Raw genomic sequence first — 26,051 nt, 5'->3', positions numbered from 1 at the left:
AGAGAAAGGGACAGTGATGAAGTCACTGAAGAAGATCGCGGCGGGTGCGCTCGCCGCCGTCGCCGCTCTCGGCATGGCCGGGCTCGGCGCCACCACCGCCTCCGCGGCGGACAACGCCTCGCTGACCGTCAGCACCGCCGACGCCAGCTTCGCCGGCAAAACCGTCAACGCCTACCGCATGTTCGACGCCACGGTGAACGGCGATGCCGTCGCCTACACGCTGAACAGTGATTGGGAGGCATTCTTCTCGACCTCCGGCCTCAGCGACATCAACTGCTCTGACAAGACCGGCGCCGAGCTCAACACCTGTGCCTACGACGCCGTCTCCAAGCTGGGCGACGCCTCCAATCCGACCATCGACGCGTTTGCGCAGAAGGCCTCCAACTGGGCGCAGACGAAGAAGGTCGGATCTGATCCGGCCGCGGCGAACGCCAGCGTCGCCGAGACCGCTACGGTCAGCGATCAGGCGAACGATCAGGGCAACTACACCGCCTCGTTCTCCAGCCTCGCCTACGGCTACTATCTGGTCGCCGTGCCCGGCGTCGGCAACGTCAACACGGCCAACAAGTACGCCACGCTGGTGCCGGTGACCAAGGCTGCCGACACCACCGCCACGATCAAGGGCTCCCTGCCCACCGTGGACAAGAAGGTCAATGTCGATGGCAACGCCGCGGACACTACCAACGCCAAGGTGGGCGACACCCTCACCTTCACGCTGACCTCCACCATCCCGGACATGTCCGCCTACGACACCTACGCATTCAACTTCAAGGACACCCTGTCCGCGGGATTGACGTTCGGTTCCATCACCTCCGTTGTCGTGAAGGGTGCCGGCCAGAATGGCGCTGATATCACGCTGGAGCAGGGGAATGACGCTGACGCTAAGGACTACACGGTCACCGCCCCCACCGCCGACAACAACAACCTGCTCACCGTCACGATGAACGACTTCAAGGCCAAGCAGCAGGCCAACGCCGGCAAGTCCATCGTCGTCACCTACACCGCCACGCTCAACGAGAACGCCGTCGTCGGCGGCGAGGGCAACACCAACTCCGCCACGGTCGAGTATTCCAACAACCCGCTCACCGGCGGCAAGGGCGAATCCACCCCGGACATCGTGCGCGTGTACACCTACCAGTTCGGCATCGACAAGTACACCGTCAAGACCGGCGAGACCGGTCACACCCAGCTGGCCGGCGCCAAGTTCACCCTCACCGCCAAGGGCGGCGCCGACGCCATCAAGTTCGTCGTCAAGACGACTGGCAGCGACACCGGCTCCACCGTCTACCGCGTCGCCAAGGACGGCGAGACCGGCGCCACCACCGAGCTCGTCACCCCCGCCAGCGGTCGCATCGACCTGACCGGCCTCGCCAAGGGCGAGTACGTGCTCACCGAGACCGAGGCCCCCGCCGGCTACAACAAGCTGACCAAGTCCATCGGCGTGAAGGTGGACGGCACCGAGCCCACCGATGGCACGGACGCCGCCGCCACCATCACGTACACCACGGATTACACCGAAACCAACACCACTTACGACCAGACCGCCGCCAACGGCATCATCGGCGTCGAGAACACCACCGGCCCGACCCTGCCCGGCACCGGTGGCATGGGCACGGTTTTGTTCACCGTGTTCGGCGTGCTGATCGTCGCCCTCGGCGCCGGCTGGTACGTCAAGTCCAACCGCGGCAAGTCCCGCCACAGCGCCTGAGCTGGTGAAGGTCCTTCGGCTCGCCGTCGTCCTGAACGTAGGGCACAGCCCAGAGCCGAAGGACCTCATCCGCCCCATCATCCATCGAAGGAAACCGAATCCATGAAGAAACTGCGCGGCATCGCTCCGCTGCTGGTCATCGCGATGGGACTGCTCGTGCTGTTCTATCCGACGATCAGCAACTTCCTCATCATGCGCAACGCCTCCCGCGTCGTCTCCAACTACGACGCCGCGGTGAACGCGCTCTCCGATAAGGAATACCAGCGGATGCTTGATGCCGCGCACGCCTACAACAAGCAGCTGGCGGCGCAGGGCGCGGGCGGCGCCACCAGTGCGCTCGCCGGTGCGGTCAACACGGCCGCGCAGGGCGAGGAATACAACCAGCTGCTCAATCTTTCCGGCGACGGCATGATGGGCTACATCACCGTGCCCCGCCTCAAGGAGACCATGCCGATCTACCATGGCACCGCCGAGAAGGTGCTGCAGGTCGGCATCGGCCATCTCGAACAGACCTCGCTGCCGGTGGGCGGCGAGTCCACGCACGCGGCACTCTCCGGCCACCGGGGGCTGCCGACCGCCAAGCTGTTCACCGACCTCAACCTGATGGAGAAGGGCGACCGCTTCTACATCACGATTCTCAAGGACACCTACGCCTACGAGGTCGACCGCATCGTCACGGTCCTGCCGACCGACACCAAGGAGCTCGCCATCGAATCCGGCAAGGATCAGGTGACGCTCATCACCTGCACCCCCTACGCGGTGAACACGCACCGGTTGCTGGTGCGCGCCCATCGCGTGCCCTACGTTCCCGAAACCGACGCGGATGCCGCCAAGCCCACGTTCCATGTGGACATCCCGTTGCAGTACCTGCTGCCGTCGCTCGCGCTGATCGCGCTGCTGGCCGGATGGGGCATATGGCGGCGGCGCGGCGACCGCCCGTCGCAGGGGAGCGGGAACGCACACAGACATGAACCACGACCACGAGGAAGGACATCCCATGGCAGACATGCGTGAGGACATGCGTCACGGCATGCGCGAGAACATGCGTCAAGGCGACCGCGGCCACCGCCAGCGTGCAGCCCATAGGGGAATCTCGTTCTCGGCGTGCCAATTCGTCCTACCACTACGGTCCCTCATGGCGACCGCCATGTGCATGGTCATGTGCGTGTGCGTCGCCGTCTGCGCGGCGTCGCTGGTCGCGTCGCAGGCCTTCGCGGTCACGGGCACGGTTCGCTCCGGCATCGGTGCCGCAGCCGAGACCACAGCCTCAGTCAAGACTACAACCGCAATCACTACTACAACCGCAATCACTACTACAACCGCAGTCACTACCGCAACCGGAGCCGATCAGCCGACCGGTTCCCTCACCATCGACGCCGTCTGGAATCGCGACGCCGACGATAAGCGTGCGCTCGCCGGCGACACCTACGCCATCGTGCAGGTCGCCTCCGCCACGATCGACCAGGACGGCAAGCCGTCCGCTTTCCATACGCTGCCTGATTTCGCCCGATTCATCGATGATTGGGACGGGTTGACCTCGTCCGCGCTCAACGCCGCCGCCAAACGCATGGACGCATTCGCCGCAGACAGTGGACTGTATGGCAAGCGGGGCGTCGCTGATGCGCGTGGCCGTGTGCGGTTCGCCGATCTTGCCGCCGGCGTCTATCTGGTGTCCCGCGTGGCGGTGGCCGATGCGAACACGCGCTACACCTGTGATCCGTTTCTGGTGTCGGTGCCCGATGCGGGGGATGCTGCGTCGGCCGGCGCATTCGATGTGACCGTGGAGCCGAAGTTCGCCGATGCCGGTGTACCGGAACAGCCGGATCAGCCGACGCCGCAGCCGGGGAACACTGCGAATACCGGCGTCGATGCGGTTCCGACCATGGTGTTCGCCATCATGTGCGCCGTCATCGGCTTCGCTGGCATCATTGTCAGCCACTTGCGTCGGAATGAATAACGACGAAAGGGATGCCATACATCCCGCTGGTTGGCACAGCGGCAACGAATGGCGCAGGATGCATCGACGCATGCTCATCGCACGCTTGAATCATGAATAACGAATGGCCTTTGAATAATGAATGGTCCCTTCCGATGGATATCCACCGGAAGGGACCATTCGTATGTGTGCATATGATGCGCCCGATAATGCGTGTAATGCGTGTAATGCGTGTACGCCAACTCGTGCACGCATTACACGCATTACACGAGCATGCGTCTATTAGCGGGTGAGCTTCTTGTGCAGACGGTGCGGACGGGCGGCGTCCTCGCCGAGGCGGGCCACGCGGTTCTCCTGATACGCCTGGAAGTTGCCCTCGAACCAGTACCACTTGGCCGGGTTCTCGTCATCGCCCTCCCATGCGAGGATGTGCGTGGCGACGCGGTCGAGGAACCAACGGTCGTGGGAGATCACCACGGCGCAGCCGGCAAAGCCCAGCAGTGCGTTCTCCAGCGATTCCAGCGTCTCGACATCCAGATCGTTCGTGGGCTCGTCGAGCAGCAGCAGATTGCCGCCCTGCTTGAGGGTCAGCGCGAGGTTGAGTCGGTTGCGCTCGCCGCCGGAGAGCATGCTGGTCAGCTTCTGCTGGTCGGAGCCCTTGAAGCCGAAGCTTGCCACATAGGCGCGCGTAGGCACTTCGGTGCCGGCAACGTCGATGAAGTCAAGACCGCCCGAGACCGCCTCCCACAGGTTCTTGTTCGGATCGAGACCGGCACGGTTCTGATCGACATAGCTGATCTTGACGGTGTCGCCGATCTTCAGCTCGCCGCTGGTGAGCGGCTCGAGACCGACGATGGTCTTGAACAGCGTGGACTTGCCGACGCCGTTCGGGCCGATCACGCCGACGATGCCGTTGCGCGGCAACGTGAACGACAGGTCGTCGATGAGCACGCGATCGCCGAACGCCTTGTGCAGATGCTTGGCCTCGAGCACCAGCGAGCCCAGTCGCGGACCGGCCGGAATCTGAATCTCGGAGAAGTCCAGCTTGCGATTGTTGCGAGCCTCCGACTCCATCTGCTCGTAACGTTCCAGACGGGCCTTGTTCTTGGCCTGACGGGCCTTGGGGGAGGATCGCACCCAGTCGAGTTCGCTCTTGAGACGCTTGGCGAGCTTGGCGTCCTTGGCGCCTTGGATCTCCATACGCTTGGCCTTGGTTTCCAAGTACGTGGAGTAGTTGCCCTTGTACGGGTACAGGTGGCCGCGGTCGACCTCGCAGATCCACTCGGCCACGTTGTCCATGAAGTAACGGTCGTGGGTGACGGCGATGACGGCGCCCTTGTACTGGTGCAGGAACTGCTCCAGCCACAGGATCGACTCGGCGTCCAGATGGTTGGTGGGCTCGTCGAGCAGCAGCAGGTCAGGGGCTTCGAGCAGCAGCTTGCACAACGCCACGCGGCGGCGCTCGCCACCGGAGCAGACCGACACCGGCGTATCCGGGTCGGGGCACTGCAGCGCGTCCATGGCCTGTTCGAGCTGCGAGTCGAGATCCCAGCCGTTGGCCGCGTCGATCTCGGTCTGCAGCTTGCCCATCTCCTCCATCAGAGCGTCAAAGTCGGCGTCCGGGTTCGCCATCTCCTCGCCGATCTCGTTGAATCGGGCGACCTTCTGGGCGATTTCACCGAACGCCATCTTGATGTTCTCGCCGACGGTCTTGGTGTCGTCGAGCGGCGGCTCCTGCTGCAGGATGCCGACCGTGAAGCCCGGAGTCAGATACGCCTCGCCATTGCTGACCGTCTCCAGGCCGGCCATGATCTTGAGCAGCGTGGACTTGCCCATGCCGTTGGGGCCCACCACGCCGATCTTCGCGCCCGGCAGGAAGCTCAGCGTCACGTCGTCGAGAATCACGCGATCGCCGAACGCCTTGCGCGCCTTGATCATCTGGTAAATGAATTCTGCCACTTGCAGTATCTCCTTAACAAAGGTTGGGATTCCGCCATTCCGTAGGTTTGCGCATGGGGTCGTTCGGACTCATTGGTCGCAATGCCCTCGTATTGCCCGCTCGGCCGCGTCCATGTGGGGCGATCCATGTGGAGCATGTCCGCATAGCGGCCGATTCCATGCCAAACCACCGCCCACCATGGTAACGGAAGGGCTGGAATGGCGCGGCTGGCAGTGGGTTGCGTGTGGCATCTCGTGTGCGGTCAGGGTCATCGAACGAGACGCCGTGGGGCTTCATGCGGCGGTGCCGCCGGTGTGTCTGCGAGAGATGACTGCCACGGAGGCGGCACCATCGAGAACGACAAGGATTACTCCAGCGAGAGGCCGCCTCAGGGAATCATCCGCTCATGCGACGGGAGGTTCCCCTCGCAGCAGCAGATTGCGGATGGGGCATACGTTGATGCCGTGATCGATGTATGGGCTGTCGATTCGCATGGCAACCTTGCGGTTCGTTTCCGGAACGTTCAGCAATGTGCCGACCGATCGTAGATGCCTCGCAAACCTGTCATGGTACATGCGCCCGGATTTGATCTCGATGAGTTCCGGCTTGGTTTGGGAATGCGTGCAGTCGATGAGATCCACCTCGATTTTGCTGTCGTCGCGGTAGAAGTACAATTCGGGGGTTTTCAACGCGTTGTAGTATCTCTTGACAGTTTCCGATATTACGAGATTCTCGATGATTTCCCCAAAGAGAGGATGTTCCTGAAGGTCCTGTACGGTTTCGATGCGCAGCAGGTAACAGAGCAAACCGGTGTCGTAGAAGTACAGCTTCGGCGTTTTGGTCAGTCGTTTGTTCAGATTGCCGAAATATGGCGGCAGGCTGAACGTGATGTAGCTTGATTCGAGGATCGACATCCATGATTTGACGGTGCGGTAGGTGGCGTCGAGCTCAGTGGCGAGGGAGGTGGCTTTGATCAGTCCTCCGACGTGCTGGGCACAGAGGCGGAGAAACGTGCGGAACGCGGTGATATTGCGTACGTCGAGATAGTCGGTGACGTCGCGTTCGATATAGCTGTTGATATAGCTTTCGAAGAAGATGCTGCGCGGTATGTGCGCGGCATGCAGATGAGGGTAGCCGCCGTCGAGGATGAACTCCTCGATTGTGAGCTCGGGGTGCGCCATGAGCGCTTCCGCATACGAAAGCGGCAGCAGTTTCAACACGCCGACCCTGCCGGCCAGCGATTGCTTGATTTGCTTGAGCAGCAGGAAGTTTTGCGAGCCTGACAGGATGAATTGGCCGGGGCGTTTCGTCTCGTCGGAAACCACCTGCAGCACGGAGAACAGGTCCGGTGCGTATTGCGCCTCGTCGATGATCAGATGTGTGGAACGATTCCTGACGAAGCTGATCGGGTCGACGTTTGCTTGGTTGCGCAGTTCGAGATCTTCCAGATTGAGATATGTATAATCCGCGAAAGCGTTTTCGACGAGCGTTGACTTCCCGCTTTGACGTGGGCCGGTGACGGAGACGATCGGAAACCAAGTGGCGGAGCGCTGCGCCTGTTCGGTGAGCAGTCTTGGAATCATGGGCGGCTCCTTGTCTACTTGTCTACAATCTGCGACCAGAACTTTGCTTTACTTTTTACCATAACATTGCTCTACATAATACCATAACATTGCTCTAGTCGATGCCGAAAGTCTGCTTTAGTGTTTGCTGCGGCTCTACGGGACGGCTTATGGCGCGGTTTGGCGAGGTGCGCGCTCGCGCCGTTCCGGTACGAGCGGCAGATGCGGCCGTCGCGCGGCAAAGATCCTTGCTGCGGAACATGATGCTCGGCAGCGCCTGCCCCATCGGGGTGACGACGCGACTCCTGCGCTCATGATGCTGCGGTGCGCCGAGCGGCCTGAGCCAATGCTCTGAGACCATATTCCGTCAGACCGAACTCGCCGTCCGCAGTTCGGCCGCGAGACGGTAATAGTCGATCAGCTGATCGACCAGCGCTGGCCATGTGCGGTTTTTCACCGCTTCGAGACCATTGAATCCCATAGTCTGGCGCAATGCGGGATCCTCGATCAGGCGTTCCACGCATGAGCGCAGATCACCGTCATCGGCCGGATCGAACAGCAGACCGGTCCGACCCTCATTCACCAGATCGAGCGGGCCTCCGGCGGCCGGTGCCACAACCGGCAGTCCGCTGGCCATCGCCTCCTGGATCGTCTGGCCGAACGTCTCCTCGGCGCCGGTATGCACGAATGCATCCAATGCGGCATAGGCATCAGCCAGATCATCGCCGTGCAGCATGCCGGTGAACACCGCGTTCGGCAGCAGTCTGTGCAGCATCTCCTCATACGGGCCGCCGCCGACGATGACCAGACGGATGGGCAGCCCGTTGAGCGCCACGAGCCGCTCGACCTGCTTCTCGGGGGCGAGGCGACCCACGTATCCGATGACGGGAAGGGTCCCGCCGCGACTCCATTGGCCGTGCAGCCGCCGCACTTCGGCGCTCGTCTTGCGTTGAGGGTTGAACAGCCGCGAATCGACGCCGCGCCCCCACAGCCGTATCAGACCTGAATCGACGCCGAAGGATTCGAGTCGCTGCGAAGCCTGATTCGTGGGGGCGAGCGTCAGCGTCGCCATGTTATGCATCTTTGCGATGCGCGTGCCCACGACCTGCTCCGCGCCATCACCCGCGGCCCTGCTGATCTTGCGCAGCCAGCCGGTATGCTTCGGCATGACACCGTCCACGACCTTGTCCAGGGACTCGCGGGCGAACCGTCGCGCATACTGGGCCACGTCGGTCTGATAGATCGCGACCGTTGGCACCCCCAGCTTCTCGCCGGCGATCAATGCGGCGTGCCCCAGCTTCGAGATCGGCGCGGCCACATGAATGATGTCGGGACGAGGTAGCTTCTTGATCAGTCGAATCACCGACTTTTTCGTCGGCACCGCCGCGTTGAAATGCTGGATCGGCCATGAGGGCACCGTGTCTACGGCGAATCCCGCGTATTCGCCTCCATCGGGGGATGGTTCGGGGCTGATCGCATGCGCGCTGAACCCACGTTCGGCGAATCGATCCAGAATATGCTTCACGCTTCCGCTGACGCCGTTGGTCTGCTCCAACGACGATTCGCTGACGATGAGCACCGACAATTCGCGCGCCTCTTCGGGGGAGCGCGCCGGGGCGGACGCAAGGTCCGGCGCTTGGTATGAAACGTTGTCCATGACGGCCACGACCCAAGTCTAGAGTACGCGGCGCTCCCCGGCGACGATTGGGCGATGCTGTTCATGTTCCGGTCTTGCGTTGTTCATGCGAAGCCGGTCGGCGGCGCGCCTAACGTCGGCTGCGCCCGCGGTCACGGATGAGCAGGGAGGCGACGAGGCAGATCGCGCATACGATGGCCACGTCGCGGAACGAGGCGCGCATGCCGAGGGCGGAGGCGGCCGCCTCGCTCATGCCGGATCGGACGGCGCTCGCGGCGTGCGTGTTCATGATGGTGACGAGCAGGGCGATGGCCATCGCGCCGGAGGTCTGGCGCATTGTGTTGTTCATCGCGGTGCCATGGGGAATGCGCGTGCCGGGCAATTGGTTCAGCGCGGCGGTGACCAGCGGCATCGAGCTGAACGCGGAGCCGGCCAGCAGCACCGTGAAGTACAGCGCCGGCTGCCAGACCGGCGTGTGCTCGTTCATCGTGGCGAGAAGCACCGCGGCCACGGTGAGCAGGGTGAAGCCAATCAGGGCAATCGGGCGGCCCCCGATGCGGTCGTAGAGGCGGCCGGCGACCGGATTGAGCAGACCCATCACAATGCCGCCGGGCATCATGATCAGACCTGATTCGAGCGCGTTGACGCCCAGATCGTTCTGCAGGTACAGCGGCAGCACGTTCTCGATGCCGATGAACGAGGCGAAGCCGATCACCGACACGGTCAGGCACAGCGAGAACATCGGAATCGCGAAGATGCGAAAATCAAGCATCGGCTGCTCCAACCGCAGCTGCCGCACAATCAGCAGCACAAGCCCCACCACGCCGACCGCGAGCGCGACCAGCACCGTCGAGCTGGCCCAGCCCGCCTTGCCCGCGTCGGAGAAGCCGAACAGCACGCCGCCGAAGCCGAGCGTCGACAGCACCACGGACGCCACGTCGATATGCGGGTGCGTCGGCTCGCCCACGTTGTAGACGGTGAACCACGCAGCCGCAAGCACGACGCCGGCGATCGCGACCAGAATCGCGAACATCCAGCGCCAGCTGAGCCATTCGACCAGCAGGCCGGAGATAGTGGGGCCGAGCGCGGGGGCGAAGGCGATGACCATGCCGAACATGCCCATCGCCTGACCGCGACGTTCGGGCGGGTAGACGCGGAACAGCACGGTCTGCAGCAGCGTCATGAGCACGCCGGCGCCGCACGCCTGCAGGATGCGCCCGGCCATCAGCAGGGCGAAGTTTGGCGCCAGCGCGCAGGCCAGCGACCCGGCGAAGAACATGCCCATCGCGTAGCCGAACAGCTGTCGTGTGGTGAACGTCTCGATCAGGAATGCGGTGATCGGGATCATGATGCCGTTGGTGAGCATGAACCCGGTGGTGAGCCACTGCACGGTGCTGTTGGGCACGGCGAATTCGCGCATCAGGGTGGGCAGTGCGGAGATCATCAGCGTCTGGTTGAGCACGGCGGCGAACGAGCCGATCATCAACGTGACGATCATTGCTGCGGTGTTGCGGCTGGTGCTGCCGGTTGTGTTTCCGGTGGCGCTGCCGTTGGTGCTGCTGGTTGTGCTGCTGGTTGTGTTGCTGGTTGTGTTGCTGGTTGTGTTGCGGCGGCCGTCGGCGGGGGATTGCTCTGAAGGGGAATGCATGATTGCGTACGCTCCTGACAATGCGTTTTCTTGTCTATGACCTGTGTATTGATCTGTGTGCTTTTGCGTGTTTTCGATCGTTCGCATGCCATTGTAGAACGAAGTGACAGCGGGGAACGAGACGCTGGTAGGGAGCGAGGCGTCGGCGGGGAACGAGACGGTGTGACGCCACGCCTCGGTTTCGCCCGTGCCGTGCATAAGCGTTTCGTTAGCGTGATATGACAGCCGAGACGCGGGAATCTATCATGGCGGATAGGGCATGCGGCATACGGTTCTGGCGGCTGCCAGGCCGGCCATGGAGAGAGGGCAGGGGATTGTGATGGGCGATATCACGCCGATTGAAGCATCATCCGATACGACTCGGGGAGCGCATTCGGGTCGGGATGCAGATCAGGGCAGTCAGATTCCCGCGATTCTCACGCGCCACCTGACCAAGCGCTACGGCAAGGCGCGCGGCATCGACGACGTGAACCTCACCGTGCGGCAGGGCGAGATCTTCGGTTTCATCGGACCCAACGGCGCGGGCAAATCCACCACGATCCGCACGCTGCTGGGACTCATCCGCAAAACCGGCGGCGAGGCGTCCATCCTCGGCCTCGACTGCGAACGCGACCGCACGCGCATCCTCGGTCGGCTATCTGCCCAGCGAGGTGTTCTACTACGATGGCATGCGCGCCCGCGACCTGCTCAAGTACGCGGCCAGCTTCTACAGCGTGGACTGCTCGGCGCGCATCCGTGAACTGTCGGCGCGATTGGGACTGAATCTGGACCAGAAGGTCGAGGACATGTCGCTCGGCAACCGCAAGAAGGTCGGCATCGTGCAGGGGCTGATGCACAAGCCGCGGCTGATCATCCTTGACGAGCCGACCAGCGGCCTCGACCCGTTGGCGCAGCGCGCGTTCTTCGACCTGATCCGCGAGGAGAACCGACGTGGTGCCACGGTGCTGTTCTCGTCGCACATCCTTTCCGAGGTGCAGCGTATCTGCGACCGGGTTGGCATCATTCGCGAGGGTCGTCTGATCGCGGTGCGGTCGGTGGCCGAGATGCGCCGGTCCGCCGTCAAGCGGGTGAAACTCGGGTTCGCCCTGCCGGCTGATGCCGAGGCGGCGCGGCGTGCGCTCGCCTCGATGGCCGGCGTGCGCTCGCTGACGGTGGGCGATGGGGATGGTGGCGCGGCGGGCGCGTCCTTCCTGTACGAGGGCGATTGCAACGCGCTGATCGCCGCGCTCGCCGGATTGAGACTCGCCGACGTGGAGATCGCCGAACCGACGTTGGAGGAAGTGTTCATGCACTACTATCAGCGCGACGGGCGCCAGCAGGACACCGCCCCGCAGGAGCCGGCGCGATGAACGTCTATCTCTTCGAACTGAGGGCGCTGCTGCGCTCCTTCCTTATCGGACTGGCCGCGCTGCTCGGCGTGGCCGTGCTGATGCTGGCCGGCGCCTATCCGATCTACCGGGATTCGCAGGCCAGCGTGCAACAGGTGATCGACGGGTTCCCGCCGCAGTTCGCCGCCCTGTTCGGCGTGAACGATGGCATCTTCTCCTTCGGCGGCTTCTACCGGTTCAGCTCGCTGTACTTCATGCTGATCATGGCGATCATGGCGGCCGCGTGGGGTTTGGCGGCGTTCGGCCGCGAGAAGCGCGCGAAGACCACGGATTTCCTGTTCACGATGCCCGCCTCGCGCATACATATATATGCGGCCAAGCTTGCGGCGTGCCTGACCCTGGTCATCGTGGCCGGGCTGCTGTTCCTCGCCACGGTGGCGGTACTCTACGGCAGGTTCGGCGACGACCCCACCGCCACGGCCATCCCATTGCCACGGCTGCTGCTGGCGGCGGCCTCGCTGCTCGGCGTCGGCGTGCTGTTCGCGGCGTTCGGTGCACTGACGGCGGTGCTGCTGCGTCGCATCCGCAGCGTATCCGGCATTGCCACCGCGCTGGGCGTGCTCGGCTTCATGCTGGTGTCGCTTCCCGAGATGACCGGCGACGACAAGTATCGCATCATCGCTCCGTTCACATGGTTCAACATGGCCGAGGCGTTGGACCACGGACGCTACGAGGCCGGCTATCTGACGCTCGCCGCCACGGTGGCCGTGGTGTGCGTGACGGCTGGGCTCGTGGCGTACGCGCGCGGCGATGTGAGGGCCGAATGATGGCGGACCGGATGATGGAGTGCCGGAGGAAAGGAAGCGCGGCGATGGTTGTGAGGAACGCCACGGCGGCGATGATCGTCCGCGAGCTGAAGACCAACGCGAAGCCCCTGCTGATCTGGTGCGTGGTGATCGTGCTGTTCAATGTCGCCGGCGTGATGAAGTTCGAAGGCATCGCCGCCGGCGACGCCGAGGCGGTGCGCCAGCTCACCGTCGCCTTCCCGAAGGTGGCGCTCGCCGTCATGGGCATATCGGATCTCGACATGTCCACCTTCGCCGGCTACTACGCGGTGCTTGAGTTCTACGTGGGCATCATGGCTGCCGTGTACGCGGTCTCACTCGCCCGCAATGCGGTGTCGCGCGAGATGACTGACGGCACCTACGAGTTCCTGTTCGTGCGTCCGGTGACGCGCGCGCGGATCCTGACAGCGAAGCTGCTGGCCGCGCTGATCGACGCGATCATATTCGCTGCGGTTAACTTGGTGTCGTCGCTGCTGTGTCTGCCGATGCTGGGAGATGCGCTCGGCGGCGGCGATGGCGTGGGCGCATCCGCCGCCGAGTCGGGCGCGGCAACCGTGATCTGGCGCTTCTGCGTATGGCTGTTCGCCCTGATGCTGGTGTTCGCCGCGATTGCCGCATGCGCTTGCGCGGTGTGCGCGCGTCCGGACCGGGGCGCGGCCATCGGCAACGCATCCGTGGTCGTGGCCTATGGCGCAGGCGTCGTCTACGACATGTTCGCTGATCATGATGCAGCGCTCGTCGCCCGCGTGCTCTCGCCGTTCCGCTACGCCACGCCGGATGAGATCATCCACGGCACCGCGCCGATCGCGTTCGTCGCCTTGAGCGCACTAATCGTCGCGGTCGGCATAGTGACGGCATTCGTCGCCTTCGACCGGCGTGATCTGGCGGTCCGCTAGGCGGTCCGATCGATCACGCCGGCGAGCCGGCCCTGTGTGCGGCTTGCGCCCCGGCAGCCGCTAGTCTTCGCTCCGCTCCTCCTCCGGGTAGGTCATGCCCCACTGGCCGCGGCGGATCAGCGTCATCATGTCCATCACATCGCGTGTGAAATCCATGTGCATGATGCTGCGGTCGCCGGCGATGGCGGCCTCCATGTCCGCCACCTCATAGGACAGCGCCAGATCGGTCTGCCCTGCCTCGATCACCTCGGTATGGCCATCCTCCACCCAGGTGATGGTCGCGCGTTCGCCGCGAGGATAGTCGTAGATCTCCACATAGCCCTTGTCGAACGACAGCAGTCCGCGCTTCGGCTGCTTGGCATGCAGCGACAGCGTGACCGTGGCCATCTGCCCATCCGGGTTGGTCAGCAGGATGCCGGCCTGCTCATCGACTCCGGTGGGCGCGAACTTGACCTGGGAAAGAATCTGATCGGGGGTCGAGCTCATGAACCAACGCACGAAGGACAGCGCATACACGCCGATGTCGAGCATCGCACCGCCGGCCAGATCGCGGTTGAAGAACCGGTTGGCCATGTCGTATTCCTTATACGACCCGAAGTTCATCTGAATGAGCTTGAGCTCGCCGAGCCGGCCGCTTGCGATGATCTCGTGGAGCTTCTTGTACAGCGGCATATGGTACAGCGTCATCGCCTCGGCAAGCACCACATTGTTGGCCGAGGCGAGCGCCACGGCCTCGTTGAGCTCCTCGCTGTTGAGCGTGATGGATTTTTCGCACAATACGTGCTTGCCGGCCGCAAGCGCCTTGCGCAGGAATCCGATATGCGTGTTGTGCGGCGTGGAGATGTAGATCACGTCCACCGCAGGGTCGTCGAACACGTCGTCGATATGGTCGTAGACCTTGCCGATGCCGTATCGTTCGGCGAAGGCGACGGCCTTGTCGTGCGTGCGGTTCGCCACGGCATACAGTGTGCGGTCGTCGTTCGCCAACGCCTGTGCGAGCTGATTGGCGATGACTCCGCATCCCAGCGTTGCCCAGTTGAGTTCGCGCATGATCGTCTCCTTCGCTCCTGGATGGTGTTCTGCTTGCGCTTTGTGCTGTGGCGCCGCAGTGCATGCGGCGCGAGTATATGGTATTCCAGCATAGCGTGAACCGGGGCGGGAGGAGGAATTGTGCGTCAGCGGCCGGCCGATCGGCGACGTTTGGCGGATGCCGGCGGATCGGCGGTTGCTCCTTGTGCCCGGCTGGGCGGTCGGCCGATCGCGGCCACTCGGCATCTGGTCGGTCGGGCACCCGACCGGTGCGGTCAGTCGGATTCGGCGCGCAGCTGCTCAAGCTGCTGCTTGGCCTTGTGCAGCTTCGCGTAGAGCTCGTTGCGCTGATCGACGTCCTTGGTGCGCTGATGATCCCGCGTCAGCTTGTCGATGCTCATCTCAAGCTGGCGGATCTGCGCGCGGCGCGTAATGCGATCGTCCAGCGCGTCGGGCGAGGCGTCGTCGAAGATGATCTGCGAGCAGATCGAATCCCACAGTTCGTCAAGCGAGCCGCCGGTCATGTCGAGCGCCACCTCGCCGGCGGGCTTCCACTCGGCCGCGAAGACCTCGTGCACGGGCAGATGCCCGGCTTTGCCGGGAAGCACGCGGCGTACGGCGATCGTGCACTCCTCGCGCACGGTTCCCTCATGCGGCGCGTCGCGCACCACCACGAACACGATGCCCGACTTGCGTTGCGCGGCGATCAGATTGATCACCTCGCTCGGCACGGTGGTGGACTTGGGCGCGAGCCGCAGTCCGATCACCAGAATCTCCGGGATGCGCGCGCCGGCCGCCAGCGCGGTGTTCGCGGGGCGCAGCAGCGCCAGCATGGTGATGCCCGCGATGTCGTTCGTCAGACGCTGCCTGAGTTTTGCCGAGATCTGCGCGTGGCCGACGAACAGCGCCTTGGGAAGAACCGATTTCGCCTCGGGGACCGCGCTCGAGGAGGGCAGTCCCAAGGTGAGCGCGGATACGGTTCCGCAATGCGCAATCGGTCGAGATGCTGATGATGCGGGAGATGATGTGGCTGATGATGCGGGAGAAGTGGTCTGTACGCCAGTCATCGGCGACCTTCCTTTCCGTTCCGTCGGTCGGCGGGAGCGCCGCCGGAGCCGGCCTATACGACATCGGTGCCTTTCACACTACCGCATGACGCATCTCGACGACGGCGACCGTCTGCGATGAGAACGGCGTGTTCCTCCGCGCCCACCCCGGGCCGCGCACGGTACGGTGCCGGCCGATCTGCGGTTTGGCGTGCGGGCGCGGTATGCGGCTTCGATATGTGGGATGATGGATGCAATGGACGGGATCATGCGGCATGAGGGAGCGGATATGGCTGGCAACGTCATCGATGACATCCGATCGGATCTCGACCGGTTCGATGCGCGCCCATTCGGTCAGACGGATAGTCTCGCGCTCAGCCAGCTGGCCTACGCGCGCATGCCCGACAACGTGCCGCGTCTGGACGGCAGCGGGGATGCGCATGCGCTGGCAACCGTGCCGCTGCGCGATCTGCTGCGCGCCGAATGCTATGACGACATGTTCGGCAGCATCTGGTCGCCGTCGCTCAACGTGGATCTGCTGCGGGCGATGTGCGAAAGCCCGCGATGGCGCGATCTGCGCGTCGGCGGATACGTCAGCGAATTCGATCCCAGCCAGACGAAGCAGTTCTCCGCATGCGTATTCGATGTCGGCGACGGCAGCCTCTACGTGGCCTTTCGCGGCACCGACGCCACCATCGTCGGCTGGAAGGAGGATTTCATGATGGCGTTCCGCCGCCCGATCTCCTCCCAGGTCGCCGCCGCCGACTATCTGATCCGCATCGCGTCGCTATGGCATGGTCCGATCAGGGTCGGCGGGCATTCCAAAGGCGGCAATCTTGCGGTCTACGCCGCGGCCAGCGTCGACGAGTCGATTCGCGAACGCATCGTGTGGGCATATTCGCATGACGGGCCCGGTTTCGACGAGGAGTTCCTCGCATCGGCCGGGTATCTCGACATCGCGGCAAAGGTCGACAAGTCCGTGCCGTCCTCCTCGATCATCGGCATGCTCTTCGAGCCCAGGGAACGTATGGCAGACGGCTATACGGTGGTGGACAGCGACGGCGTGGGAATCATGCAGCACTTCGCGCTCAACTGGCATGTGGAGCATGGCCGGTTCGCCGCAAGCGAAGGGCTTTCCGCAAGCGCCCGATACGCGGCGCGCACGCTCAACGAGTGGATGGCCCGATATGACGATGATCGCCGACGCGTGTTCATCGAGAATCTGTTTCGGGTGATCGAATCGGCCGGCTGCGACACGTTCGGCGCATTGACGTCGCATTGGACGCAGTCGCTGCCGGCGATGCTCGCCGCGGCGCGGGATATTGACGCCGACGATCGCAAGGTGATGACGACGGTGATCGCGGGGCTTGCATCCGCGGCTGCGGCCTCGGTGGTTGCTTCGTAGGTGTAGCGGGTTGCTTCGTAGGTGTAGTGGTTGCTTCGTAGTGGTTGCGATGTGCGCAGAGTGGGTTGCGGCGCTTTCGTTGTTGTTCTCGATGCGGCTTTGCTGTGTTTTTGGCGCGGCTTTGGCGCATTGCGACACTCGGATGCTGTCGATTTACATGGTATGGACTAAGGTGATGTCAAGCAGGCGATAAGGATGTTCGCGTGGCAATGGTTGCACGCTAGCCTGGCAGGCCAATGAAGGCCGGAGAGAAGGGGTTGAGATGTCTCAGCAAGTTTGTCGTATTGATGGATGCCAGCATCAGGCGGAATCGAATGGATTGTGCGCCATGCATTTCACGAGGGCGCTCGTGTGCGGGCAGTTTGGCCAGTTCGCGCATACGCAGGTCGTCTCCCGTGCGGTCGGGGCGCGTGCGATGGCGACCGTCGCCCAGTGAAGGGCCGTGCGCGGCAATCCACGATTGCGAGTGTGAATCTGCGGTGCTTGCAGGTGTCTGGTTTGGGGTGTTTTGATCGTTCGCGTCGATCGTTGGTATAGGTTGCTCGGAACGGTCGCTCTGGGGCCGCCGCTCTGGGACCGTCGAGGAAACAGTGTGTGTGTGCTAACGTGGCCTGTGGCGCTCCCGCCCGAGCCGCACAGGTCAAGGGGGCGTCGTCCCATGCTGTGTGCGGCGGTAATCCCAGAGGAGCAGTCATGCCTGTCACCATGCCTTCCGCGAGCGTCCAATCCATTCATTCCGTGTCCCATCTGCGTTGGAAGCCGCAGGATATCGCCGTTGGCGCATCGCTTGGCGCGGCATGCGGCGTGATCTTCTGGGGATTCAATTTCGCCTATGCGCCGTTGTCGGCGGTGATGAGCGCGATTCTGCCGGGATTGATGAGCTTCTTTCACGCGTTGTGGTATTTTTCCGGCATGCTGGCGTTGCTGGTCATCCGCAAGCCGGGTGCCGCAGTCTACGTCAACCTCGTCGGCGGCGTGGTCGAGGGACTGATCGGCAGCCAGTTCTCGATCGCCTCGGTGGTGATCGCTACATTGCTGGAGGGGCTGTCGGCTGAAATACCGTTCGCGATCGGACGATACCGCATCTTCAATCTGCCGATGTCCATCGCATCGGGATTCACGACAGCGTTGATCTACGGGCTGTACCTGCTGCTGTTCTACTTCCAGGGCGTCGCCTTCCTCAGCGTGCGCGGCATCGTTCACTTGATCGCCGAGCTGGTCGGCGGCGTGCTGATCGGCGGCATCATGAGCTGGTATCTGTTCGTGGCGCTCGCCAAGACCGGCGTGCTTGATCGCATGCCTTCCGGGCAGGCGTTGAAAGACAAGGCGCGCAACGCCTGAGCGGTTGAAGGTGCTGGCTGAAGGTGCCGGCTGGTGGGGCCGGCTGGTGGTGCCGGCTGGCACCGCGATAAACCGAGGTGGTGTGGCACAAGGCACACCTCGGCGCACCGTGGAGTGCATTCGGTCCGATGGTTTGCTACACTATTCAGGTTGGCTTTCGTGGCATCATGCCGCGTCGTGGCCGACGTGGGGCTGTAGCTCAGTCGGTTAGAGCATCGGACTCATAATCCGCCGGTCCAGGGTTCAAGCCCCTGCGGCCCCACGAATCCGCTGTGAATACACAAAGGCCGCAAACCTCTGTGCAACAGAGTGCAAGCAGAGGTTTGCGGTCGTGCATCCGTAGCTGGGGCATCGAATGCGGCATCGTTAGCGCCGACGCGCCTGCAATCAGTACTTGTTTGCGCCCTCGCCGATGAAGTTCACCTTGAAGCCGCGCTGGTAGTGCAGGAACATGCTTGCGCCGTAGCGGTCCACCGGACGGTGGGTGAAGAGCATGCGGATCGCGAACGCGGTCTGCACGTCCTCGGGCAGTGCAAGGAACGCCTTGTGCGCATCCCAGTAAGGCTCGCGCACGATTGCCGCGTCCGGCACGTAGGCGTATCCGTAGCCATCGTCGTTCACGTAGCCCATGAACGGCAGATCCCACGCGTTGTAGCGGGTGAGCTTCGCCTTGTAGTCCTCGACGTCCGCGATCGCGGCGTCGCTGATGCCGAACGACTTGGCGACCTTGTTCGCCTCTGCGGTCTTCTCCTCGGCGGACTTGTTGAACATGTCGAAATTGACGGTGATGACCTTGTCTTCTGCCATGATTTCCCCCCTTTTTGCTGGTTGTCGGGTCGGTTGCCGGCTTGGTTGCCGACCTGTGTGCCGACCTGACTGATGGCCGGTATCGAACATTGTGAATGTGCGATGTCGGATATCAATAATGTGCGCTTTGTTGGCTGCGATGGTGCATGAATGATGTCTCATCGCTGCGCTGACAGCAACGATACCAGAGCAATGGTGGCTGAGAACCCTTGGAAATATTGATTTTTTGCATTGTTTACCGAATCGTCATCGATATGGTGGAAGTTGTTCTGGTGCGTGTTGTTCTGTTGTGATTGTGGCGTTTTTTATGACATGTGATGTTCGATTTTTTTGTGTTGATGATGTAAATGAACATTCTGATTGCGCGCGCGATGTGGCGTGCGGCTCGGTGTGACACGGCATCGCACGGCGTGGCGTATATCCATGCCGGGGCGTATACTTCCGTAGGTTCCGGTTCACGCCTGCCATCGGGGCATGGCGACCCGGGTCACCTGGATTCCTTAGGAGACACCATGAAGCAGGGCATTCATCCTGATTATCATGCCGTCGAGGTTCTGTGCTCGTGCGGCAACACCTTCGTCACCCGTTCCACCTACAAGGGTGATCACATGACGGTCGACGTGTGCTCGAAGTGCCACCCCTTCTACACCGGCAAGCAGAAGATCCTCGACACCGGTGGTCGTGTCGCTCGTTTCGAGCGTCGCTACGGCAAGAAGACCAAGTAGCTTCGTTCAACGCCAGTCCGATGGTGTCGGTGGCCGCTACGGCGACCCGAGCCGAGGACTGGCGTTTTTGTATGTTTTTGTATGCTTTTATACGTTTGTATATCTTGCCGGAACGATTCGCCTGTGAATCGAACGGCGGAATGACGTGCCGCCACCATGACTGGGGCGGCGGACACGCAGGCGACGGCCGCAGCGAGCCGTAATCGAATCATCGACTGTAAGGAAACGACATGACGGACGAACAGTTTCCCGCGGCGGCGACCGCGTTGGAGGAGTATCGCTCGATCGAGGAGCGGATGGCCAGCCCCGAGGTGGTGACCGATCCCGAGAAGATGCGCAAACTCGGTCGACGCCACGCCGAGCTCGGGTCCATCGTATCGGCATATCGTGCGTATCTTCGCGTGCGCGACGATCTGGCCGCGGCGCGCGAGATGGCCGAGGACGATCCGGATTTCGCCGATGAAGCCAAGCGGCTCGAATCCGAGCTTCCGGCGGTGGAAGACAAGCTGCGCACCGCGCTGATCCCGCGCGATCCTGATGATGCACGCGATGTGATCATGGAGATCAAGGCGGGAACCGGCGGCGAGGAGGCGGCACTGTTCGCCGGCGATCTGCTGCGCATGTATTCGCGATACGCCGAAAAGCGCGGCTGGACGGTCTCCATCCAATCCGAGAACACCACCGAGCTCGGCGGCGTCAAGGACGTGCAGATCGCCATCCGAGCCAAGGGCACGCCCGCGCCCGAGGATGGCGTGTGGGCGTCCCTCAAATACGAGGGCGGCGTGCATCGTGTCCAGCGCATTCCCGTCACCGAATCGCAGGGTCGCATCCAGACCTCCGCTGCAGGCGTGATCGTGTTCCCCGAAGCCGACGAGGACGACGACGAGATCGAGATCGATCCGAAGGATCTCAAAATCGACATCTTCATGAGCTCCGGTCCCGGCGGCCAGTCGGTGAACACCACGTATTCCGCGGTGCGCATGACCCACATTCCCACCGGCATCGTCGTGAGCATGCAGGATGAGAAGTCGCAGATCCAGAACCGTGCCGCCGCGCTGCGCGTGCTCAAATCCCGCCTGCTTGCCATGAAGCACGAGCAGGAGGCCGCCGAGGCCGCCGACATGCGTCACTCGCAGGTGCGCAGCCTCGACCGATCCGAGCGCATCCGCACCTACAATTTCCCCGAGAACCGCATCGTCGACCATCGCACCAACTACAAGGCGTACAACCTCGATCAGGTGCTTGACGGCGATCTGCAGGCGGTGATCGACTCCGACATCCAGGCCGACGAGGCCGAACGCCTCGCCAGTCAGCAGTAGGTAGTCTCGCTTGGTCCGCCCCACGCCTCGTTATGCGTGTTGCGTTGCGTTTGATACTTGATATTGGGAGTGTGGTCGTGTCACTGAATGATGTGGTGCGGGCTGCTGCGGCTGAATTGCGAGCGGCGGGGATCGAGACGCCGGAGCATGATGCCAAGCTGCTGCTGGCCGAGGCGGCCGGTGACGGCGTTGAGCTGCGCGACGTGGACAAGGCGCTGCTGATGGGATCGCGGCTCGACTATGATGCCGGACGATTCGTCGCAATGGTGACGCGCCGTGTCGGCCGTGAGCCGTTGCAGTATATCGTGGGGCACGCGCCGTTTCGATATCTTGATTTGCAGGTCGGGCCCGGGGTGTTCATCCCGCGCCCCGAAACCGAGACCGTGGTGCAGGCGGGGCTGGATTGGATCACTCGGCATGGGATGTACCATCCGCGCGTCGTCGATCTGTGCGCCGGGTCGGGGGCGATCGGACTCGCCGTCGCGAGCGAGGTGCCGGGCGCCGAGGTGTGGGCCGTTGAATTGTCGCCGGAAGCATACGCGTGGACCGAGCGCAACCATGCGCTTGTCGCGCGCGCATACCCGTCGGTGGCCGGCAACTACCATCTGGAGCGCGGCGATGCGACCAGTCCGCTGACGTTGCCGCAGCTTGACGGCACCGTCGACATCGTCATCTCGAATCCGCCCTACATTCCGCTTGCGCAGATTCCCGAACAGCCGGAGGTGCGCGATCACGACCCGGCGCTCGCGCTGTACGGCGGCTCGGCTGACGGCGCCGCGATCCCCGAAAGGATCATTCTGCGCGCGGCCGCGCTGCTGCGCCGCGGTGGCGCGCTCGTCATGGAGCATGACATCAGCCAATCGGATCGCCTTGCCGCATTCGCCCAGTCGAACGGATTCGCGCAGGTGCATACCGGCGACGACTGGACCGGGCGCCCGCGATACCTGTTCGCCGAGCGCGGATAGCGGCAGCCGAAGCGTACAGCGGCTGGCTGGCGGCAAGAGACACCGCGCTCCCCGCGGCAGGTGCGTCGGATGACAAGCCCGGAATGCTAATCTTGAACCCAGTTGGGAGGTTTCCATGAGTGCGGTGAGCAAGGTAAACGACGAGTCAATCGAACGCGCGGCTGCGATCATCCGGGGCGGCGGCCTGATTGTCGTTCCGACCGATACGGTCTACGGCATCGCCTGCGATCCCGCGAATGCGCAGGCCATCGACCGGATTTACCGCATCAAGCATCGCCCCCGGTTCAAATCCCTGCAGGTGCTGCTCGCGTCGATCGAACAGCTTGACGGGCTTGGATTGGATCTTCCCGCGCCGCTCAACCGGCTCGCCGCCCAGTTCCTGCCCGGGGCGTTCTCGCCGATCGCCGTCGCGCGAGGCGACTGCCCGCTGGCCACCGTGCACGCGCCTGCCGACGGCGGACCACGCACGCAGGGCATTCGTATTCCCAACTCGGCGTTGACGCTGCGCATCCTCGCCGGAACCGGACCGCTGGCGGCATCCAGCGCGAACCTGTCGGGCGAGCAGAGCGCGCAGACCGTGGACGAGGCCGTCTGCGCATTCGGGGATGCGGTCGACCTGTATCTCGACGGCGGCTCCACGCAGGGTCACGTCGCGAGCACGGTCGTCGCCGCCGATCCGCTCGGGCGCGACGGCATCGACATCCTGCGCGAGGGCGTCATCCCGCAGTCGGTGATACGCCGCGCCCTGCACGTCAACGGCGGGGGATTGGGCGCATGAGGGTATACCTGTTCATCGCCGTCGTCGCCGGCGGCATCACCTGGCTGATCACCCCGCTGGTGCGGCACCTGGCCATTCGCGTCGGCGCGGTGGGCCGGGTGCGGGCGCGAGACGTGCATACCGTGCCCACACCGCGCATGGGCGGCATCGCCATGCTGATCGGATTCGTCGGCGCGATGCTGGTCGCCAGCCGCATTCCGTTCATCGCTGGGATGTTCGCAACCGGGCATCAGGCATGGGTCATCATGGCTGGTGCCGTTCTCATCAGCCTGCTTGGATTGGCCGATGATCTGTGGGATCTCGACTGGATGCTCAAAATGGCCGGACAGCTGCTCATTTCCGTGTTCGTGGCGTGGGGCGGATTGCAGATCATCTCACTGCCAATGGGATCATTGGTGACCGCCAGCCCCAGCATCTCGATCACGGTGACGGCGTTCCTCATCGTCGCCTCGATCAACGCGGTCAATTTCGTGGACGGACTCGACGGTCTCGCATCGGGCATCGTCGCCATCGGCGGCATCGCGTTCGCCATCTATTCGTACATCATCTCGCGATCGTTCCCGACCTATGCGTCGATGGCCACGCTGATCGACGTGGCCATGGTCGGCATATGCGTCGGCTTCATCCTGCACAACTGGCATCCGGCCAAGCTGTTCATGGGGGATTCCGGATCGATGCTACTCGGCTATCTCATCACCTGCGCGTCGATCGTCATGACCGGTCGTCTCGATCCGGCGACGATTCATGCGAGCGTCTATCTGCCGGTGTTCATGCCGATTCTGCTGCCGGCGCTGGTGCTGTTCCTGCCGATTCTGGACATGTGCATGGCGATCGTGCGGCGACTGAGCCACGGACAGTCGCCGATGCACCCCGATCGCATGCATCTGCACCACCGTATGCTGCGCATCGGGCACAGCGTGCAGGGTGCCGTGCTGATTTTGTGGGGTTGGGCGGCGCTGATCGCATTCGGATCGATCATGATCCTGTTCTTCGACCTGTGGCGGGTCGCCGTCGGATTCTCGATCGCTGTCGTCGTGCTGACGATCGCGACCATGTATCCGTATCTCAAGCATCGGCTGCCGCAGATCGCCGCCGAGGATCGGGCATACGAGGCGGCCCGCAACGCCGCCCGCCATGCGGCGCGATCGGCGCGCACCCTGCCGCAGGCCGACGAACGCGAGCAACGCGAGCGGGAGCACGAGCAACGCGAGCAACGGGAGCAACGGGAGCCTCACAAGGATCAGTGAGACGACGGTGCCGTCCATGATCGGCCATGGCTGTCCGCAGCCGCCCATAGCGCATGATGCGTCGCACTGTCAACGCACGCTCATATAGTGGGCCTATGGCTATTAACCCTGACATGAACGCGCAGTCCAACTACGCACCCCTTCCCCCGATTTTCGCCCAGCTCGGTCTGGCCTATGACGACGTGCTGCTGCTGCCCAACGAGACGGATGTCATCCCGTCCGAAGTGGACACCACCACGCATCTGACCCGCGAGATCACGATGAAGGTCCCGGCGATCTCCGCCGCCATGGACACCGTCACCGAGTCCGAAATGGCCATCGCCATGGCACGCAACGGCGGCATCGGCGTGTTGCACCGCAACCTGTCGATCGATGATCAGGCCGCCCAGGTCGACGTCGTCAAGCGCTCCGAGTCGGGCATGATCACCGACCCGCTGACCGTCAACCCCGATGTCACCCTCGCCGATCTCGACAAGCTGTGCGGCAAGTTCCACATTTCCGGTCTGCCGGTCGTGGACAAGGAGAACAAGCTCGTCGGCATCATCACCAACCGCGACATGCGGTTCATCGCCTCCGAGGACTACGACCACCTCAAGGTGCGCGACGTGATGACCAAGGAGAACCTCATCACCGGTCCGTCCAACATCTCCAAGGAGGACGCCCACCATCTGCTCGCCAAGCACAAGGTCGAGAAGCTGCCGCTGGTCGATGCCGAAGGTCATCTGACCGGTCTGATCACCGTCAAGGACTTCGTCAAGACCGAGCAGTATCCGGACGCCACCAAGGACGAGCAGGGCCGTCTGCGCGTGGCCGCCGGCGTCGGCTTCCTCGGTGATGCCTGGCAGCGCGCCTCCGCGCTCATGGAGGCGGGCGTGGACGTGCTTGTCGTCGACACCGCGAACGGTGAGGCGCGTCTTGCTCTCGACATGATCCGTCGTATCAAGTCCGATCCGGCTTTCCGCAACGTGCAGGTCATCGGCGGCAACATCGCCACCCGCTCCGGCGCGCAGGCCATGATCGATGCTGGCGTCGATGCCGTCAAGGTCGGTGTGGGCCCCGGCTCGATCTGCACCACGCGCGTGGTCGCCGGCGTCGGCGTCCCGCAGCTGACCGCCGTGTACGAGGCCGCCTTGGCCTGCAAGGCTGCGGGCGTTCCGTGCATCGCCGACGGTGGCATCCACTACTCCGGCGACATCGCCAAGGCCCTCGTGGCCGGCGCATCCTCGGTCATGCTCGGCGGCGCGCTCGCCGGCTGCGAGGAGGCTCCGGGCGAGAAGGTGCTCCTGCACGGCAAGCAGTACAAGCTGTACCGTGGCATGGGCTCGCTGGGTGCGATGGCTCCGCGCGGCAAGAAGTCCTACTCGAAGGACCGCTACTTCCAGGCCGATGTCACCAGCAACGACAAGGTCGTGCCGGAGGGAGTCGAGGGCGAGGTGCCGTATCGCGGACCGCTCAACGCCGTGCTCTATCAGATGATCGGCGGCCTGCACCAGTCGATGTTCTACATCGGCGCGCACAACATCAAGGAGATGAGCGAGAAGGGTCGCTTCATCCGCATCACCGATGCCGGTCTGCGCGAATCCCACCCGCACGACATCGTGATGACCGCCGAAGCCCCGAACTACTCCGGCTTCCACAACTGATCCGTTTTAGGCACTTGCATAGTGTCTGATCTGCTATGACGTCCCCCTCATGGTGCGCTCCTTCCGGGAGTTCCATGAGGGGGACGTCGCGTTTATATATGGGATTGTCACATTTGCCTTCTGCGGACCCCTCCACTCGAGGTGCCTCATTTGAAAATGAGCGCGAAATCCGGAGTGGTGCCTCACTTGGGGTGAGCGCGAAATCCTAGTCCTTGTCGGCTTGTGGGGTTTCTGTGTCTTCCGGTTCG

General features: G+C 63.2%; 19 protein-coding genes, 1 tRNA gene and 2 pseudogenes. 15 read left to right on the top strand and 7 right to left on the bottom strand.

The window, feature by feature from the left end:
* The first annotated feature begins 16 nt into the window (after positions 1-16).
* From EHS19_RS07805 to EHS19_RS10805, 3 genes and pseudogenes are all read left to right on the top strand, one after another.
* Positions 17-1,708 (top strand): SpaH/EbpB family LPXTG-anchored major pilin, encoded by a 1,692-nt coding sequence (locus EHS19_RS07805; protein ID WP_151917204.1) that lies wholly within the window; start codon positions 17-19, stop codon positions 1,706-1,708.
* 102 nt (positions 1,709-1,810) lie between these two features.
* Positions 1,811-2,668, top strand: a pseudogene (locus tag EHS19_RS07800) (class C sortase); the annotation flags it as partial.
* A 37-nt stretch (positions 2,669-2,705) separates the two neighbouring features.
* Positions 2,706-3,665: an isopeptide-forming domain-containing protein gene (locus EHS19_RS10805; protein ID WP_175578375.1), complete on the top strand. Its 960-nt coding sequence runs from the start codon at positions 2,706-2,708 to the stop codon at positions 3,663-3,665.
* 261 nt (positions 3,666-3,926) lie between these two features.
* Here the strand turns inward: EHS19_RS10805 and ettA are convergent, their stop codons facing one another.
* The 4 genes from ettA to EHS19_RS07770 all read right to left on the bottom strand — a co-directional run bounded on the left by ettA (position 3,927) and on the right by EHS19_RS07770 (position 10,429).
* Entirely contained in the window at positions 3,927-5,603 is a 1,677-nt protein-coding gene (gene ettA, locus EHS19_RS07785) for an energy-dependent translational throttle protein EttA (RefSeq protein WP_151917200.1), read from the bottom strand.
* 384 nt (positions 5,604-5,987) lie between these two features.
* Positions 5,988-7,166 carry an ATP-binding protein gene (locus EHS19_RS07780; protein ID WP_151917199.1) on the bottom strand — a complete coding sequence of 393 codons (1,179 nt, stop codon included), beginning with the start codon at positions 7,164-7,166 and terminating at the stop codon, positions 5,988-5,990.
* Between the two features lie 346 nt (positions 7,167-7,512).
* The gene (locus tag EHS19_RS07775; protein WP_206666338.1) at positions 7,513-8,802 is read right to left on the bottom strand and encodes a glycosyltransferase; all 1,290 of its coding nucleotides are present in this window, start codon (positions 8,800-8,802) and stop codon (positions 7,513-7,515) included.
* 109 nt (positions 8,803-8,911) lie between these two features.
* Positions 8,912-10,429: an MDR family MFS transporter gene (locus EHS19_RS07770; protein WP_175578374.1), complete on the bottom strand. Its 1,518-nt coding sequence runs from the start codon at positions 10,427-10,429 to the stop codon at positions 8,912-8,914.
* Positions 10,430-10,688: 259 nt separating this feature from the next.
* On the opposite strand from EHS19_RS07770, the pseudogene EHS19_RS11855 reads away from it, so the two are divergent.
* The 3 genes and pseudogenes from EHS19_RS11855 to EHS19_RS07755 all read left to right on the top strand — a co-directional run bounded on the left by EHS19_RS11855 (position 10,689) and on the right by EHS19_RS07755 (position 13,498).
* Positions 10,689-11,778: pseudogene (locus EHS19_RS11855) on the top strand (ABC transporter ATP-binding protein).
* Complete coding sequence (locus EHS19_RS07760) at positions 11,775-12,584, top strand: ABC transporter permease subunit (RefSeq protein ID WP_151917197.1); 810 nt, start codon at positions 11,775-11,777, stop codon at positions 12,582-12,584. The pseudogene EHS19_RS11855 and the gene EHS19_RS07760 overlap by 4 nt, the downstream one beginning before the upstream one ends.
* A gap of 44 nt (positions 12,585-12,628) precedes the next feature.
* Positions 12,629-13,498, top strand: a complete 870-nt coding sequence (locus EHS19_RS07755; RefSeq protein WP_175578373.1) for an ABC transporter permease subunit — start codon at positions 12,629-12,631, stop codon at positions 13,496-13,498.
* 60 nt (positions 13,499-13,558) lie between these two features.
* On the opposite strand, the gene EHS19_RS07750 is transcribed toward EHS19_RS07755, so the two are convergent.
* Both EHS19_RS07750 and EHS19_RS07745 read right to left on the bottom strand, forming a co-directional pair.
* Positions 13,559-14,548 (bottom strand): Gfo/Idh/MocA family protein, encoded by a 990-nt coding sequence (locus EHS19_RS07750; RefSeq protein WP_151917195.1) that lies wholly within the window; start codon positions 14,546-14,548, stop codon positions 13,559-13,561.
* Between the two features lie 254 nt (positions 14,549-14,802).
* Positions 14,803-15,594, bottom strand: coding sequence for a DUF4391 domain-containing protein (locus EHS19_RS07745; RefSeq protein WP_151917194.1), 792 nt, complete (start codon positions 15,592-15,594; stop codon positions 14,803-14,805).
* Positions 15,595-15,829: 235 nt separating this feature from the next.
* On the opposite strand from EHS19_RS07745, the gene EHS19_RS07740 reads away from it, so the two are divergent.
* From EHS19_RS07740 to EHS19_RS07730, 3 genes are all read left to right on the top strand, one after another.
* A complete protein-coding gene (locus EHS19_RS07740) occupies positions 15,830-16,978 on the top strand; it encodes a DUF2974 domain-containing protein (protein ID WP_241677150.1) in 1,149 nt (382 codons plus the stop codon).
* Between the two features lie 705 nt (positions 16,979-17,683).
* Positions 17,684-18,319: an ECF transporter S component gene (locus EHS19_RS07735; RefSeq protein WP_151917205.1), complete on the top strand. Its 636-nt coding sequence runs from the start codon at positions 17,684-17,686 to the stop codon at positions 18,317-18,319.
* 188 nt (positions 18,320-18,507) lie between these two features.
* Positions 18,508-18,581, top strand: a tRNA-Ile gene (locus EHS19_RS07730).
* A gap of 125 nt (positions 18,582-18,706) precedes the next feature.
* Here EHS19_RS07730 and EHS19_RS07725 read toward each other — a convergent pair.
* Complete coding sequence (locus tag EHS19_RS07725) at positions 18,707-19,126, bottom strand: glycerophosphodiester phosphodiesterase (protein WP_151917192.1); 420 nt, start codon at positions 19,124-19,126, stop codon at positions 18,707-18,709.
* Between the two features lie 512 nt (positions 19,127-19,638).
* Here EHS19_RS07725 and rpmE point away from each other — a divergent pair.
* The 6 genes from rpmE (at position 19,639) to guaB (ending at position 25,803) form a co-directional block, all read left to right on the top strand.
* Positions 19,639-19,851 carry a 50S ribosomal protein L31 gene (rpmE, locus tag EHS19_RS07720; protein ID WP_151917191.1) on the top strand — a complete coding sequence of 71 codons (213 nt, stop codon included), beginning with the start codon at positions 19,639-19,641 and terminating at the stop codon, positions 19,849-19,851.
* Positions 19,852-20,081: 230 nt separating this feature from the next.
* Entirely contained in the window at positions 20,082-21,170 is a 1,089-nt protein-coding gene (prfA, locus tag EHS19_RS07715) for a peptide chain release factor 1 (protein WP_151917190.1), read from the top strand.
* 32 nt (positions 21,171-21,202) lie between these two features.
* Positions 21,203-22,135, top strand: coding sequence for a peptide chain release factor N(5)-glutamine methyltransferase (prmC, locus tag EHS19_RS07710; RefSeq protein WP_151917189.1), 933 nt, complete (start codon positions 21,203-21,205; stop codon positions 22,133-22,135).
* 115 nt (positions 22,136-22,250) lie between these two features.
* Positions 22,251-22,913, top strand: coding sequence for an L-threonylcarbamoyladenylate synthase (locus EHS19_RS07705; RefSeq protein WP_151917188.1), 663 nt, complete (start codon positions 22,251-22,253; stop codon positions 22,911-22,913).
* Positions 22,910-24,160, top strand: a complete 1,251-nt coding sequence (locus tag EHS19_RS07700) for an MraY family glycosyltransferase (RefSeq protein ID WP_151917187.1) — start codon at positions 22,910-22,912, stop codon at positions 24,158-24,160. Before EHS19_RS07705 ends, EHS19_RS07700 begins: the two co-directional genes overlap by 4 nt.
* Before the next feature lie 95 nt (positions 24,161-24,255).
* Positions 24,256-25,803, top strand: coding sequence for an IMP dehydrogenase (gene guaB, locus EHS19_RS07695; RefSeq protein WP_151917186.1), 1,548 nt, complete (start codon positions 24,256-24,258; stop codon positions 25,801-25,803).
* Positions 25,804-26,051: the final 248 nt, after the last annotated feature.

The organism is Bifidobacterium jacchi (assembly GCF_009078285.1).
In the GTDB taxonomy this organism is placed as follows: Bacteria; Actinomycetota; Actinomycetes; order Actinomycetales; family Bifidobacteriaceae; genus Bifidobacterium; species Bifidobacterium jacchi.
This window is presented reverse-complemented; position numbering and strand designations above follow the sequence as displayed.